The following is a 13,940-nucleotide window of genomic DNA, read 5'->3' as shown; positions in this document are numbered from 1 at the left end:
GGTGAATTATGCTATACATGAACCCAATGGAGAATCATGAAATGTCCTCTTCTCACACAGCACTCCTTGTCATCGACGTTCAGGAATCCTTCCGGCATACCCCCTATTTCGAGGAAAGCGAACTTCCCGCCTATCTGGAAAAACAGCAGGCACTGATCGACGGCGCCAAGGCATCGGGCATTCCCGTCGTGCAAATCTTTCATGTCGATGGCGACCGGGCCTTTGCAGAGGAGAGCGGCTATATTCGCGCGCTGGAAGGTGTGCGCATTACCCCTGACGTCACCTTTCGCAAGAACCGCCACTCTGCTTTCGCCGGCACCGGCCTCGATATCTGGCTGACGCAAAAGGGTATCAGCCGGCTGATCGTATCCGGCATCCGCACCGAACAGTGCTGCGAAACGACCACACGGCATGCATCGGACCTCGGTTACACCGTCGATTACGTCACCGAGGCGACGCTTACCTTTCCAATGACGCACGCCTCGGGCACCGTGTTCAGCCCTGATGATATTCGCACCCGAACCGAGCTGGTGCTGGCCGGTCGCTTTGCGCGCATCGCAACCGTCGGCGACGTTCTCGAAACGGTAAGAAAGGCCGCCTGATGGACAATGGCGGCACGCGGACCATTCCCTTTTATACGCTTGTCCCGCCACACGCGCTGTTGCTCGATATTGCCGGCCCGCTGGAGGTGATCCGTTATGCCAACGCGGAACAGCGGGACATCCATTTCGACTGCCGTTACATCGCGGAACATGACCAGCAGCAATCCTCCATCGGCCTTGGGCTTTGCGGGCTGGAGGCCTTGCCCGAGAGCCTGCCGGACAATGCTTTCCTGCTGATTTCCGGCAGCATCTCCCGATTCGACAACGCGCCGGAGATGCGACGGGAGCGGCAGGCCCTGGTGGCATGGTTGCGCCGCGCAGTGCGCGCGGACACCACAGTCATTTCCATTTGCTCCGGCGCACTGCTGGCGGGCGAAGCAGGACTTTTCGACGGGCGGAGCTGTACGACACATGCGGATTGCATCGAAGCGCTGCGCCGCACCGCACCGCTGTCGCAGGTGGCCGAAAACCGTCTTTTCGTGGAGGATGGCAACCGCTTCTCCAGCGCCGGTATTTCCACTGGCACCGACCTCATGCTGCATGTCGTTTCCCGACTGACATCGCCTGCGGTCGCGGCGCGCATTGCCAAAAACATGGTCGTTTATCTCAGGCGCAGCGGCAATGATCCGCAAATCTCCCCCTGGCTTACCGGCCGCAACCACATTCACCCCGCCATTCACCGGGTGCAGGACCGGGTGATGACTGAACCGGCTCAGGACTGGTCGCTGGAACGGCTGGCCGATATTGCCGCACTGAGCGAGAGGCACCTGTCCCGCCTGTTTCGCGAGCATACCGGCATCAGCGTCATCGACTACGTCAACCTGATGCGTGTCAATCTTGCCCGCGACATCCTTGCAAACAGCCGTCTGGATATGGAAGCCATTGCCGAGCGGGCGGGCTTTGCCTCCGCCCGGCATTTGCGGCGCGTGTGGCAACAGCACAATCACCTCCCGCCCAGCCACTATCGCGGCTTTCAGGCCTGATCTCACCCGCTTTTGCCCGTTGCCTGATGAATGCCATCAAAGGAATTGAATGGTTATGCCGGCAAGCAGTTGATAACCTTGCCGCCAAAGACAGCAACAGGAGCATTCCCCGTGGAAAAACGAAGCCTTGGCCGCACCGGCCTCTCCATCGCCCCGATCGTCTTCGGCGGCAACGTGTTCGGCTGGACAGCGGACGAGAAGACTTCCTTTGCCCTGCTCGATGCATTTTTCGACGCCGGGTTCAACGCCATCGACACGGCAGACGTCTATTCCGCCTGGGTGGACGGGCATGAGGGCGGCGAGTCGGAAGCAATCATCGGAAAATGGCTGAAACAGTCGAGCGTCAAGCGTGAGGACGCGGTGATCGTTACCAAGGTCGGTTTCGACAATCGCGGTCAGAAGACAGGCCTTAGCGCCAAATGGATCGCAGAGGCTGTCGACGCCTCGCTGAAGCGCCTGCAAACCGACTATATCGATCTCTACCTCGCCCATAAGCCGGACGCGGATGTGCCGCTGGAGGAAACGCTTGCAGCCTTTGCAAAGCTGAAGGAACAGGGAAAGATACGCGCCATCGGGTGCTCCAACTATTCGGTGAGCCAGCTTCAGGAAGCGCTGGACACGGCCGCGAAGAACGATCTGCCCCGTTACGATGTGCTGCAGCCGGAATATAATCTCTACAACCGTGCGGATTTCGAAGGCCCGCTTGCCGATCTTTGCGTCGCCCAGGAAATTGGTGTCATCAATTATTATAGCCTCGCGGCAGGGTTCCTCACCGGGAAATATCGCGCCAAGGCGGATACCGAGGGCGTCGCCCGCAGCTACCGGGTGGGTGAATATGTCAACGCCCGCGGCCTTGCCGTTCTGGGCGCCATGGATGCGGTTGCCGTGGAAACCGGAGCCAAGCTTGCCGATATCGCGCTGGCGTGGCTATTGCGGAAGAAGGCCGTAACGGCACCGATTGCCAGCGCCACCAGCCTGCCGCAACTCGAAAGCTTCAAACGCGCCGTCAATCTCAAGCTGACGGATGAGATGATGACGCTGCTCGACAAGGCGGGCGCGTGACATGGACCTTGTAATTCGCGACGCGGAGCCGGAAGACCGGGCGGAATGGCTGCGCCTGTGGCACGACTATCTCGCCTTCTATAACGTACACCTTGCCGAGGAAGTTACGGACCATACATGGGCGCGTGTCCTCGATCCGGCATCACGCGTTTCAATGCGCGTGGCTCTTCTGGGCGACAGGATGGCCGGTTTCGCCATCCATCACTTCCATGATTCCACCTGGGTGAAAACGCCCGACTGCTATCTGGAAGACCTGTTCGTTGACGGCGCGATCCGCGGCAAGGGAACAGGCCGGGCGCTGATGGATGACCTCATTGCCATATGCAAGGAAAACGGCTGGTCCCGGCTTTACTGGAACACGGACGAGCACAATCACCGTGCCCAGAAGCTTTACGACAGCTACGTCAAAAGCGACGGCCATATCCGCTATCGCATCAAGTTCTGATCACCCTCTGAAGCGGAAGAAATCCACGAAAGCCCTTAGCGCCGGGCGCATCTGCCGGCGCGAGGGGTAATAGATATAAAAACCATCGAAGGGCGCACACCAGTCCTCCAGCACCCGGACCAGCCTGCCTTCCTTGATGTCGTCTTCTACGCGCTGTTCGAAAACGAAAGCCAGACCCGCGCCGTCGATCGCCGCCCGGCGAATAAGGCTCTGGTCCGACAGGATGAGCGGCCCCTGCACATCGACCACCAAAGGTCTGCCGTCCTTTTCCAGCTCCCAGCGGTAGAGCAGACCACTGGAGAAGCGACGGAGAATACAGCGATGCCGCATCAAATCCCTCGGCTCACGGGGCGGCAGATTTTCTTCGAAATAGGTGGGCGCGCCGACAATCGCGCCACGCCATGGGCCGCTCGCCTTCACGGCAATCATATCCGCTTCAAGATTCTCGCCGAGCCGCAGGCCGGCATCGAAACCTTTCGCGACAATATCCTCGAAGCGGTCATCGGTCGAAATCTCCAGCGAGATATCTGGATATAGCCGCAGGAACTCGCCAAGCCGGGGCATGATCAGGTCCTCCGCCGCAAGTCTTGGCAGGGTTATCCGCAACGGTCCGGCCGGCCTTCCGCCATGCTCGGCAAGCGTATCGATGACGGCATCGATTTCAGCAAGGGCCGGCCCAAGCGTCTCGAGAAGCCGCCTGCCCTCCTCTGTCGGCGAAACGCTGCGGGTGGTACGATGCAGCAGGCGCAGGCCAAGGCTCGCTTCGAGCGACGATACTGCATGGCTGACGGCGGAAGGCGCAATGGCAAGTTCGGCGGCAGCTTTACGAAAGCTGCGGCCTTCGGCAACGGCAGCGAGGACAGCGAGTTGAGAGAGTTGCACACGGTTCATTGTTCTAAATAATAGAACAACCCGCAACGATTTGCAGCGATTATTTTTGCCGTCTTAGGGCGCTATCTTCTCACCACGCCCCTGACAACGGGCGGTTCCTCATGGAAGGACGAACAGATGAAAAAAAGAACTCTCGGAAACAACCTTTCCGTTTCGGCGCTTGGCCTCGGCTGCATGGGCATGACCCATGCCTATAGCCCGACCGGCGACGAAAATAGTGCAATAGCGACGCTGCACCGCGCCGTCGAACTCGGTGTCACTTTTTTTGACACGGCAGAGGTCTATGGGCCCTACAACAATGAAATCCTCGTCGGCAAGGGTTTGAAGCCCTATCGCGACAAGGTGGTCATTGCTACCAAGTTCGGTTTCAAAATCGACGCCAGCAAACCCGCAGGCCAGATGATGGTGGGTACCGACAGCCGCCCGGAAAATGTGCGCGCCGTCGCCGAAGCCTCTCTCAAACGCCTAGGCGTCGACACCATCGACTTGTTCTATCAGCATCGCGTCGATCCGGATGTTCCAATCGAAGATACGGTCGGCGCCATGGCGGAACTGGTCCGGCAGGGCAAGGTGAAACATCTGGGCCTTTCGGAAGCGAGTGCCGAAACACTTCGCAAGGCGCACTCCACTCACCCGATCGCTGCCATACAGAGCGAATATTCGTTGTGGACCCGCGATGTGGAGGAAAACGGCGTGCTGGAAACATGCCGCGAACTCGGTATCGGTTTCGTCCCCTTCAGCCCGCTCGGGCGTGGTGCCCTGACGGGCGCGCTGAAGTCGCTCGACGGACTTGCATCCGACGATTTCCGCCGCGGCCTGCCGCGCTTCCAAAGTGAAAACTTCGATGCCAATCTGGCGCTCATCAAGCTTCTGGAAGACATGGCTGCCGAAAAGGGTGTTACCGCCGGGCAACTGGCGCTGGCCTGGGTTCTGGCGCAGGGTGACTTTATCGTTCCGATCCCCGGTACGACAAAAATCGCCAATCTTGAGACAAACGTGGCGGCAGCGGATGTATCGCTGACGGCAGAAGAAGTCGCCAGCCTTGGCGCGTTGCTTTCTCCAGCAAAGGTTGCCGGCCAACGATATCCCGAGCGTATGTCCCAGATGGCGAACCGCTAAAAACAAAAAAAGCCGAGGCGACTGCCTCGGCTTTTTCAATTCATGGAAACAGAGCTTTACGCTCTCAGCACGCCGCCCGTCGATTTCTCGACATTACCGACGATCTTTGCGGTCAGCGCCTCGAAATCCTCGTCCGTCAGCGTCTTGTCGACCGGCTGGATCTGAACTTCAATGGCGATGGACTTTCGGCTTTCACCAAGCGATGCACCTTCGAAGACGTCAAAGACATTGACGCCGGTGATCAGCTTCCGATCAGCGCTTGTTGCAGCCTTGATGATGGCGCCTGCCTCGACCGACTTGTCGACCACGAAGGCGAAGTCGCGCTTGACCGCCTGGAAGGGCGAAAGCTCAAGGGCCGGCTTTGTGCGGGTCGCCTTCTTCTTCGGCTCCGGCATGGCGTCGAGATAGATCTCGAAACCGCTATAGACACCGGAAACATCCAGCTCTGACAGAGTCTTCGGGTGGAATTCACCGAAATAGCCGAGCACGACCTTCGGACCCATCTTGATGGTGCCGGAGCGGCCAGGGTGATACCAGCCGGGAGCGCCGGCCTCGATCTGCACATTGGCCATCGGCAGGCCGCAGGCTTCAAGCACCGAAAGCGCATCGGCCTTGGCGTCATAGACATCCACCGGCTTGCCGCCGCCCTTTGTGGCATTGGACCACATGCGGCCGCTGCCTGCGAGCGAGGCCGTGCCACGGCGTACACCGCCGGCAACACGGCGCTGGGTGTCTGGCGTGTCACCCTCATAGGTGCCGGAGACCTCGAAGATTGCCACATCGCCATGGCCCTTGTCGGCATTGCGCTGTGCTGCGGTCAGAAGGCCCGGCAGAAGCGAAGGACGCATATCCGACATATCGGCCGCGATGGGGTTGGCCAGTTTCAGAGCGGGCGAACCGCCACCGAAAAGCTTCGCGTGAGCTTCCGGGATGAAGGACCACGTGACGGCCTCCAGCATGCCACGGCTGGCAAGCGCACGGCGCGCGGTGCGGGTGCGCACCTGCAGCGTCGTCAAGATGCGGCCGTTGACGGCACCGAAGCTCTCCAGCGGTTCCGGCTTGATGTTGTCGACGCCATGAATGCGCATGACCTCTTCCACCAGATCGGCCTTGCCGTCGACATCCGGGCGCCAGGACGGCACGGTGACGGAAACACGCTCGCCCGTTCCCTCGATGCCGAAACCGAGACCCTTGAGAATGGCCAGGTTTTTTTCCGCCGAAACTTCTAGGCCGGTCAGACGCTTCACTTCCGAGAGCGGAAAATCAACGACCTTGGGCTGATGCCCCTTGTAACCGACGACCTTGGCTTCGCCGGCAACGCCGCCGCAGAGTTCCAGAACCAGTTCGGTGGTGCGTTCCAGACCCGGAACCATATATTCCGGATCGACGCCGCGCTCGAAGCGATAACGCGCATCGGTAATGATGCCGAGCGAGCGACCGGTCTTGGCAATGTTAATCGGATCCCAGAGAGCGGATTCGATCAGCACATCGACCGTGTTTTCGTCGCAGCCGGAATGTTCGCCACCCATGACGCCACCGATCGACTCAAGGCCTTTTTCATCGGCGATGACGACATTGTTCGGGCCGAGCTTGTATTCGCGCTGATCAAGCGCGAGGATCGTCTCACCCTCCTTCGCACGGCGGACCGTCAGATCACCTTTGACCTTGGCGGCATCGAAGACGTGCATCGGCCGGCCCTGATCGAAGGTCATGTAGTTGGTGATGTCCACGAGCGCATTGATGGGACGCAGGCCGATCGCCATCAGACGCTGCTGCATCCACTTCGGGCTCGGGCCGTTCTTCACACCGCGCACGATGCGCAGCGAAAAGCCGGGGCAGAGCGCCGCGTCATCCAGCTCCAGCTTCACGTCGACCGGGGTTGAGCCTTCGACCTTGAAGGACGGCGCTGGCTTGGTCTTGAGCTTGCCGAGACCGGAAGCGGCGAGATCGCGGGCGATGCCATAGATCGAGGTGCAATCCGGGCGGTTTGGCGTCAGATTGATCTCGATGACCGGATCGTCAAGTCCGGCATAGGTCGCGAAAGAAGTGCCGACCGGCGCGTCTTCCGGCAGATCGATGATGCCGTCGTGATCGTCGGAAATGTTCAGCTCTTTTTCGGAGCACATCATGCCGTGGCTTTCGACACCGCGTATCTTGCCGACGGCAAGCGTGACATCGATGCCCGGAACGTAAACGCCAGGACGCGCCAGCGCACCGACGAGGCCGGCGCGCGCATTCGGTGCGCCGCAGACGATCTGCACCGGCTTGCCGTCACCGGCATCCACCATCAACACCTTGAGGCGGTCGGCCTCGGGATGTTTTTCGGCGGAGACGACCTTGGCAATGACGAAAGGCTTATAGGCCGCCTTGTCGTCGACGTCCTCGACCTCAAGCCCGATCGCCGTCAACCGTTCGCAAATCTCGTCCAGCGTCGCATCCGTTTCGAGATGCTCTTTCAGCCAGGAAAGAGTGAATTTCATGTCTTTGCTCCTTGGCTAACCGGATTAAACGCTCAAACCGCCGAACAGCGTCGGCATGTCGAGCGGGCGGAAGCCGTAGTGGTTCATCCAGCGGACATCGGCGTTGAAGAAGTCACGCAGGTCCGGCATGCCGTATTTCAGCATGGCGATGCGGTCGAGGCCCATGCCCCAGGCAAAGCCCTGATATTCATCCGGGTCCAGACCGCCGGCGCGCAGCACATTCGGGTGCACCATGCCGCAGCCAAGGATTTCCATCCAGTCGTTGCCTTCGCCGAACTTGACGATCGGGCCGGAGCGGTCGCACTGAATATCCACCTCGAAGCTCGGCTCCGTGAAGGGGAAGAACGACGGGCGGAAGCGCATGACAACGCTATCCACCTCAAAGAAGGTCTTGCAGAACTCTTCAAGTACCCAGCGCAGATTGCCAACATGGGCCTTCTTGTCGATCACCAGACCTTCCACCTGATGGAACATCGGCGAATGGGTGGCATCGGAATCCTGACGATAGGTCTTGCCCGGAATGACGATGCGGATCGGCGGCTTCTGGCTTTCCATGGTGCGGATCTGCACCGGCGAGGTGTGCGTGCGCAGCACCTTGCGCTCGCCGTTTTCATCCGGCTGGAAGAAGAAGGTGTCATGCATTTCGCGGGCCGGATGGCCTTCAGGGAAATTCAGCGCCGTGAAGTTGTAATAGTCCGTTTCGATATCCGGACCTTCGGCGATCGAGAAGCCCATATCCGCAAAGATCGCGGTGATTTCATCGACGATCTGGCTGATCGGATGAATGCGGCCGCGCTCGGTCGGAGACTGGCGGACCGGCAGGCTGACATCAAGCGTTTCCGCCTTCAGGCGGGCGGCAATCGCGGCATCTTTCAGGCCACTCTTGCGTTCACCGATCAGGTCGGTGATTTCGGTCTTGAGCTGGTTGATGGCAGCGCCCCGGGTCTGGCGCTCTTCCGGCGTCATCGACCCCAGCGTCTTCAGAAGCTCCGAAACCGAGCCCTTCTTGCCAAGCGCGGAGACGCGCACGGCTTCGATGGCCGGCTCATCAGCGGCGGCGGCGATCTCCGACATCAGTTGCGATTTCAAGGTATCAAGTTCAGTCATCTTTTCCTGCCTTGCCGGTATTTTTAACAGCGGCTTCGGGGTTCACAGCATTCATCAGATAGTCGGTCGCCATGATAAAGCGTCGCAGATCACTACCCATCCGCACGCGCCCGATCAACCGGGCAAGCGGTAAAAATCGCCCCAGAATGCCGATCAGACGGCACAATTCTTCAAGCGCCCGCGGCGGGGCGTTTTCACGCCAGCGGGCAAAGGCGGCGTCGCAGGTTTTAGGCGCATCGCAGGCGCGGGTCGCGACCTGCAAAAACAGCAGCCAGATATCGCGCGCCTGCGCCGTCTCCAGCGGCATGGCCTCCTGAGGGCGCTCCTCGAAATCCATGAAACCGATACGGTCGTCTTTTATAAAGAAGTCACGCACATGCGGGCGGCCGTGGCAGAGGCCCGCCGCATGCAGCTCGCCAAGCGCTTCTGCGGATTTCACAAGCAAGGCGTCATGTTGCACCGGATCGGACGCCTTTAGCGCATCCATCCGCTCCATGAGCGTCGGACCGACATCTCCCAACACCATTGCTGTGCGCGACGAGTAGATCAGCGGCGGAACCGGGAAACCGCCTTGCTGGAACTGCTGCAACGTTTCCAGCTCTCGCTGCATGAGGCCGGCGCCGTCCAGCGGTTCAGAAGGGCGAAGAAAAGCATAAGGCAGAAGTTTTGACAGCAGCTTCTGCATTTTCATCCACCAGGTCACACGTTCCGTGCCCTGCCGTTTGATCCACACCGTCAATTGCGAGAGCTCGACCTTTTGAATGCGCCGGTCACTTTTCAGGAGGACGCGCATCAGGGTTGCGATGTCGTCATCGTCGAGATGAACGCGAAAGCCTTCTGCTTCCACAACCTCAATTTTATTGACCAGCATTTCCGTCCACCAAGGATTTCGCTTCAAACGGCGTGAATACTCCAACTCTTCTAAATTTCTAAATTAAAAAACGCCGATAGAGCTGTATCAGAAACTGAAAACGAAAAACCCGCGCCGGAGGACCGGCGCGGGTTTCAAATGAACAACAGATTGTCCGCGCCGTAATTACTTTACAGCGGTTTCAAACTCGTTGGTCGTACCAGCTTCCTTGAGGTACTCAAGAGCCTTCTTCGCGGTCTCGACGAGCACGCCGAATGCTGCCGGCTCATGGATAGCCATGTCGGACAGAACCTTGCGGTCAACTTCGATGCCAGCCTTGTTCAGGCCGTCGATGAAGCGGCCGTAGGTCAGGCCGAATTCGCGAACAGCAGCGTTGATACGCTGGATCCACAGAGCGCGGAAGTTGCGCTTGTTGACCTTGCGGTCGCGGTAAGCGTACTGCTTGGAACGATCCACGGCAGCCTTAGCTGCGCGGATGGTGTTCTTGCGGCGGCCGTAGAAGCCCTTGGCTGCCTTGAGTGTCTTGGTGTGCTTGGCGCGGGAAGTTACGCCACGTTTTACGCGTGCCATGTCATGATCTCCTTAAAGTGTCCAAAAGTGCGGAAAAGTCTCAGAGACCGTTCGGCAGGTAGTTCTTGACGACTTTTTTGCCGTCAGCTTCGGCGAGAACCATGGTTCCACGCGCGTCGCGAATGAACTTGTTGGTACGCTTGATCATGCCGTGGCGCTTACCGGCGGCGGCTGCAACAACCTTGCCGGTGGCGGTGATCTTGAACCGCTTTTTTGCAGCGGACTTCGTCTTCATCTTGGGCATTTTGCTACTCCGTGTTTTTGTATCGAAACAGGCAGACGAGGCCTATTTCAAGCTATTCAGGAACGGCCTCGGCATGCCCTGCCGGACCGTTCGGACGCGCGCTTATAACCGCAGTCGGTTAAAAGCGCAACGGGGAATACGAACTTCCCCTTGCGGTGGTGCTTCATGCCGCCCGGGCGGCGTGCGCGAAAGAGTTATTTCGGCGCGAGAACCATCATCATCTGACGGCCTTCCAGCTTCGGCTCGGCTTCAACCTTGGCAATCGCCTGGGTATCTTCCTTCACCTGGAGGAGAAGCTTCATGCCGAGTTCCTGGTGGGCCATTTCGCGGCCGCGGAACTTCAGCGTCACCTTCACCTTGTCACCTTCGTCAAAGAAACGGTTCATCGCCTTCATCTTCACGTCATAGTCATGCGTGTCGATGTTGGGGCGCATCTTGATTTCCTTGACCTCGACGATCTTCTGTTTCTTGCGCGCTTCAGCGGCTTTTTTCTGGGTCGAGTATTTAAGCTTGCCGAGATCGAGGATCTTGCATACCGGCGGTTCAGCGTTCGGCGAAATCTCAACGAGATCGAGACCGGCATCCTCCGCCATTTTCAAAGCCTGGTCCGTCGGCATGCTACCGAGGTTCTGGCCCTCTTCATCAATAAGCTGAACTCTGGGAACCCGGATTTCCCGGTTGGAGCGCGGGCCCTCCTTGACGGGGGCATCGGCTTTGAAAGGTCTGCGAATGGTCGTATTCTCCTGATCTGTTTCTGGATCACATCGGCAAAAAACAGCTTGTTTGGTACAAGCGGCGGAAATGTCGTTATTGCCGTGGCGAAGTCAATAGCATATCTGCCCGAAAAGATCACCTGTTGTCACGGTTTTTGCAAATACGCCGCCTTTGTTGCGCGAAATTCAGGAGAATTGCATATACATGACAGAACAAGCCGCTGAATTCCTGCGTGTAGGCATGGGCGACGACGCCCGCGACATCGCCGTCCTTCACCGCCCGTCAACTTCACGAGAAGATGCACCCACGCTTGTCTGGCTCGGCGGTTACCGTTCCGACATGACGGGAACCAAGGCGGTGGAACTCGACCGCTTTGCGGCGGAAAACGGCATTGCGTGCCTGCGGCTCGATTATTCCGGGCACGGCGCTTCCGGCGGTGACTTCAAAAAGGGCACGATTTCAAGATGGCTGGAAGAGGCACTTGCCGTCGTGCGCGAAAAGGCGCCATCGCGCGTCGTCCTTATTGGTTCGTCGATGGGTGGATGGATTGCGCTGCGCATGGTTGAGGAACTGCGCAAGGCCGGCGGCACGCCGTCCGTCGCTGGTCTGGTCCTCATTGCGCCAGCCCCCGATTTCACGGCGGACCTGATAGAGCCGAGCCTCACGGATGCGGAAAAACGGTCGCTTGAAGAAAAAGGTTATTTCGAGGAACATTCGGAATACAGCCCCGAGCCAAACATCTTTACGCGCGCGCTGATGGAAGACGGGCAGCAGAACCGCGTCCTCACCGGCATCATTACCACGGGCTGCCCGGTTCACATCCTGCAGGGAATGCGCGATCCCGATGTTCCCTATCAGCATGCGCTGAAGCTCCTCGAACATCTTCCTGCCGACGACGTCGTCTTGACGCTGATCCGCGATGGCGACCACCGGCTGTCCCGGCCGCAGGATATCGACAGGATGCTGGCTGCCGTCAAAGCCCTTGCAACATAGGCATTTGCGCAACGATCTTAACCATATTTAACGAGTCTTGCGCGCCGCCGATGGCTAGTGATTGACTCCTGACCCCCAACCCTCTTAACTTTTCGTTAAGAATTAAGGGACGGGTTTCATGATGAACGCACCGCTGGCGCGTGCGCTGCTGTTTGCAGTTGCCGCCGGGCTATTGACTGCTGCCGCCGCCGTGGCGGAAACCAAGGGAAGCCCTTCCATGGTGACGGGTGGGATCACATCCCAGCCGATCGGCCATTATGAGTTCTGTCAGAAATACGCGAGCGAGTGCAACATTCGAAGCAAGCTGACGCCGCCGCCACGCGTCACCGAGTATGGCTGGGGTGTGGTTCGCGAGATCAACACATCCGTCAACACCTCGATCGTCGCCATGACCGACATGGAAATCTACGGCAAGGAAGAAGTCTGGGAATATCCCACGACCGCTGGCGATTGTGAGGACTTCGTGCTGCTGAAGCGCAAGAAGCTGATCGAGCGTGGGTTTTCCGTTGCTGACCTGCTAATTACTGTCGTGCGCAAGCCTGATGGCGAGGGCCACGCCGTGCTGACGCTCCGCACCACCGATGGCGATTATATTCTCGACAATCTCACCGACGACGTGAAGCTCTGGACCGACACCAACTACACTTATCTGAAGCGGCAGGCGTCCTTCAATTCGGGCCGCTGGGTTTCCATCGAGGATGGCCGCGACGTTCTGGTCGGCGCATTGCGCTGATCGGCAGATATTATAGGCTCAATGCAGAAAGCCCGCAGCAAACGCTGCGGGCTTTATTATTCACTAGGCGTTGCCGATGATGATACCGGCGGCCAGCACCAGCGAACCGCCGAGCACTACCTGAAACACTGCCCGCAGGAACGGCGTTTCCATGAAGCGGTTCTGAATAAAGGCGATGGCCCAGAGTTCCACGAAGACGACGACCGCGGCGATGGCCGTTGCTGTCCAGAAATGCGGAATGAGATAGGGCAGCGCATGGCCAAGGCCGCCAACGGCCGTCATGATGCCTGAGGCGAGACCGCGCTTTACCGGAGAGCCACGACCGGAAAGCTTGCCATCATCATGGGCCGCCTCGGTGAAGCCCATGGAAATACCCGCGCCAACGGAGGCCGAAAGGCCGATCAGGAAGGTTTGCCACGTATCTTGCGTGGCGAAGGCGGCTGCGAAGATCGGTGCCAGCGTCGATACGGAACCATCCATCAGTCCCGCAAGACCCGGCTGCACAAAGGTCAGAAGAAATTGCCGCTTTGCGGTTTCCGCCTCTTCTGTCTTGCCGTTTTCGTCGAGATGTTTCTCTTCCAGCATCTGCGCGATGTCTTCGTGACCACGCTCCGCCTCGGCCAGATCGCCGAGCAGCTTGCGGGTCGAGGCATCGCTGGTGCGCTTGACAGCCTCATCGTAAAAACGGATCGCCTGGGCCTCCATCAATTCCGCCTGCGCACGAATTTTGTCAAGCGACAGGTTCTTCACCAGCCAGTCCGGCGTGCGCTCGTAAAAGCCACGCACATGCTCACGGCGGATCAGGGGGATCGTTTCCCCAAATCGCCTGCGGTGCATGTCGATCAGCACGTTTCGATGCTGCTGCTCCACCTCGGCCATATCATCGAAGATTTTTGCGGATTGCGGATATTGCGCGCGCAGATGATCGGCATAGGAGCGGTAGATGCGGGAATCGTCTTCTTCGGACGAGATGGCAAGTGCGAGGATTTCCTGTTCGCCAAGCGAGGAGAACGGGCGTTTGGACAGGGAAAAAAGACTGCGGAACATGACTGGAACCTCTTTAGAATAATTCTAAATACATCCTGATCACGTCACAATCAAGCCTTTTAGAATTATTCTAATATGC

General features: G+C 58.7%; 15 protein-coding genes. 7 read left to right on the top strand and 8 right to left on the bottom strand.

Annotated elements, in window-relative coordinates:
• Positions 1 to 41 precede the first annotated feature (41 nt).
• The 4 genes from GH784_RS02650 to GH784_RS02635 all read left to right on the top strand — a co-directional run bounded on the left by GH784_RS02650 (position 42) and on the right by GH784_RS02635 (position 3,092).
• Positions 42 to 602, top strand: coding sequence for an isochorismatase family protein (locus GH784_RS02650; protein ID WP_065703693.1), 561 nt, complete (start codon positions 42 to 44; stop codon positions 600 to 602).
• A complete protein-coding gene (locus GH784_RS02645; protein WP_065703692.1) occupies positions 602 to 1,585 on the top strand; it encodes a GlxA family transcriptional regulator in 984 nt (327 codons plus the stop codon). Before GH784_RS02650 ends, GH784_RS02645 begins: the two co-directional genes overlap by 1 nt.
• A 111-nt stretch (positions 1,586 to 1,696) precedes the next feature.
• Complete coding sequence (locus tag GH784_RS02640; RefSeq protein ID WP_065703896.1) at positions 1,697 to 2,647, top strand: aldo/keto reductase; 951 nt, start codon at positions 1,697 to 1,699, stop codon at positions 2,645 to 2,647.
• 1 nt (position 2,648) lies between these two features.
• The gene (locus GH784_RS02635) at positions 2,649 to 3,092 is read left to right on the top strand and encodes a GNAT family N-acetyltransferase (RefSeq protein ID WP_065703690.1); all 444 of its coding nucleotides are present in this window, start codon (positions 2,649 to 2,651) and stop codon (positions 3,090 to 3,092) included.
• Here the strand turns inward: GH784_RS02635 and GH784_RS02630 are convergent, their stop codons facing one another.
• Positions 3,093 to 3,983 carry a LysR family transcriptional regulator gene (locus GH784_RS02630; RefSeq protein WP_025592183.1) on the bottom strand — a complete coding sequence of 297 codons (891 nt, stop codon included), beginning with the start codon at positions 3,981 to 3,983 and terminating at the stop codon, positions 3,093 to 3,095.
• A 117-nt stretch (positions 3,984 to 4,100) separates the two neighbouring features.
• Between GH784_RS02630 and GH784_RS02625 the strand changes: the two genes are divergently transcribed.
• Complete coding sequence (locus GH784_RS02625; RefSeq protein ID WP_013635323.1) at positions 4,101 to 5,102, top strand: aldo/keto reductase; 1,002 nt, start codon at positions 4,101 to 4,103, stop codon at positions 5,100 to 5,102.
• A gap of 56 nt (positions 5,103 to 5,158) precedes the next feature.
• Here GH784_RS02625 and pheT read toward each other — a convergent pair whose 3' ends face one another.
• From pheT to infC, 6 genes are all read right to left on the bottom strand, one after another.
• On the bottom strand, positions 5,159 to 7,582 hold the full coding sequence (pheT, locus tag GH784_RS02620; protein ID WP_065703688.1) for a phenylalanine--tRNA ligase subunit beta: 2,424 nt from the start codon (positions 7,580 to 7,582) through the stop codon (positions 5,159 to 5,161).
• Positions 7,583 to 7,606: 24 nt separating this feature from the next.
• Positions 7,607 to 8,689, bottom strand: coding sequence for a phenylalanine--tRNA ligase subunit alpha (pheS, locus tag GH784_RS02615; RefSeq protein WP_003514626.1), 1,083 nt, complete (start codon positions 8,687 to 8,689; stop codon positions 7,607 to 7,609).
• On the bottom strand, positions 8,682 to 9,560 hold the full coding sequence (locus GH784_RS02610) for a lipopolysaccharide kinase InaA family protein (RefSeq protein ID WP_065703687.1): 879 nt from the start codon (positions 9,558 to 9,560) through the stop codon (positions 8,682 to 8,684). Before GH784_RS02610 ends, pheS begins: the two co-directional genes overlap by 8 nt.
• 165 nt (positions 9,561 to 9,725) lie before the next feature.
• Positions 9,726 to 10,130 carry a 50S ribosomal protein L20 gene (rplT, locus tag GH784_RS02605; RefSeq protein WP_003514622.1) on the bottom strand — a complete coding sequence of 135 codons (405 nt, stop codon included), beginning with the start codon at positions 10,128 to 10,130 and terminating at the stop codon, positions 9,726 to 9,728.
• 40 nt (positions 10,131 to 10,170) lie between these two features.
• A complete protein-coding gene (gene rpmI, locus GH784_RS02600; protein WP_003493355.1) occupies positions 10,171 to 10,374 on the bottom strand; it encodes a 50S ribosomal protein L35 in 204 nt (67 codons plus the stop codon).
• Between the two features lie 194 nt (positions 10,375 to 10,568).
• Positions 10,569 to 11,105 (bottom strand): translation initiation factor IF-3, encoded by a 537-nt coding sequence (infC, locus tag GH784_RS02595; RefSeq protein ID WP_060641871.1) that lies wholly within the window; start codon positions 11,103 to 11,105, stop codon positions 10,569 to 10,571.
• 187 nt (positions 11,106 to 11,292) lie between these two features.
• Between infC and GH784_RS02590 the strand changes: the two genes are divergently transcribed.
• Both GH784_RS02590 and GH784_RS02585 read left to right on the top strand, forming a co-directional pair.
• Positions 11,293 to 12,081, top strand: coding sequence for an alpha/beta hydrolase (locus tag GH784_RS02590; RefSeq protein ID WP_065703684.1), 789 nt, complete (start codon positions 11,293 to 11,295; stop codon positions 12,079 to 12,081).
• Between the two features lie 118 nt (positions 12,082 to 12,199).
• A complete protein-coding gene (locus tag GH784_RS02585) occupies positions 12,200 to 12,814 on the top strand; it encodes a transglutaminase-like cysteine peptidase (protein ID WP_065703682.1) in 615 nt (204 codons plus the stop codon).
• 63 nt (positions 12,815 to 12,877) lie between these two features.
• Here GH784_RS02585 and mbfA read toward each other — a convergent pair whose 3' ends face one another.
• Positions 12,878 to 13,861, bottom strand: a complete 984-nt coding sequence (gene mbfA, locus GH784_RS02580; protein WP_003514615.1) for an iron exporter MbfA — start codon at positions 13,859 to 13,861, stop codon at positions 12,878 to 12,880.
• Between the last annotated feature and the right edge of the window lie 79 nt (positions 13,862 to 13,940).

This window comes from Agrobacterium tumefaciens, from assembly GCF_009649785.1.
GTDB lineage: Bacteria > Pseudomonadota > Alphaproteobacteria > Rhizobiales > Rhizobiaceae > Agrobacterium > Agrobacterium tumefaciens.
Note: the sequence above shows the minus strand (reverse complement) of the source record. Positions and strands in the feature narration are given on the sequence as shown.

Coding starts and splice junctions, on each gene's coding strand:
- rplT (WP_003514622.1), bottom strand. CDS start 10,130: ATGGCACGCGTAAAACGTGGCGTAACTTCCCGCGCCAAGCACACCAAG.
- pheT (WP_065703688.1), bottom strand. CDS start 7,582: ATGAAATTCACTCTTTCCTGGCTGAAAGAGCATCTCGAAACGGATGCG.
- GH784_RS02650 (WP_065703693.1), top strand. CDS start 42: ATGTCCTCTTCTCACACAGCACTCCTTGTCATCGACGTTCAGGAATCC.
- pheS (WP_003514626.1), bottom strand. CDS start 8,689: ATGACTGAACTTGATACCTTGAAATCGCAACTGATGTCGGAGATCGCC.
- GH784_RS02590 (WP_065703684.1), top strand. CDS start 11,293: ATGACAGAACAAGCCGCTGAATTCCTGCGTGTAGGCATGGGCGACGAC.
- GH784_RS02610 (WP_065703687.1), bottom strand. CDS start 9,560: ATGCTGGTCAATAAAATTGAGGTTGTGGAAGCAGAAGGCTTTCGCGTT.
- GH784_RS02635 (WP_065703690.1), top strand. CDS start 2,649: ATGGACCTTGTAATTCGCGACGCGGAGCCGGAAGACCGGGCGGAATGG.
- GH784_RS02585 (WP_065703682.1), top strand. CDS start 12,200: ATGATGAACGCACCGCTGGCGCGTGCGCTGCTGTTTGCAGTTGCCGCC.
- GH784_RS02630 (WP_025592183.1), bottom strand. CDS start 3,983: ATGAACCGTGTGCAACTCTCTCAACTCGCTGTCCTCGCTGCCGTTGCC.
- GH784_RS02645 (WP_065703692.1), top strand. CDS start 602: ATGGACAATGGCGGCACGCGGACCATTCCCTTTTATACGCTTGTCCCG.
- GH784_RS02625 (WP_013635323.1), top strand. CDS start 4,101: ATGAAAAAAAGAACTCTCGGAAACAACCTTTCCGTTTCGGCGCTTGGC.
- mbfA (WP_003514615.1), bottom strand. CDS start 13,861: ATGTTCCGCAGTCTTTTTTCCCTGTCCAAACGCCCGTTCTCCTCGCTT.
- rpmI (WP_003493355.1), bottom strand. CDS start 10,374: ATGCCCAAGATGAAGACGAAGTCCGCTGCAAAAAAGCGGTTCAAGATC.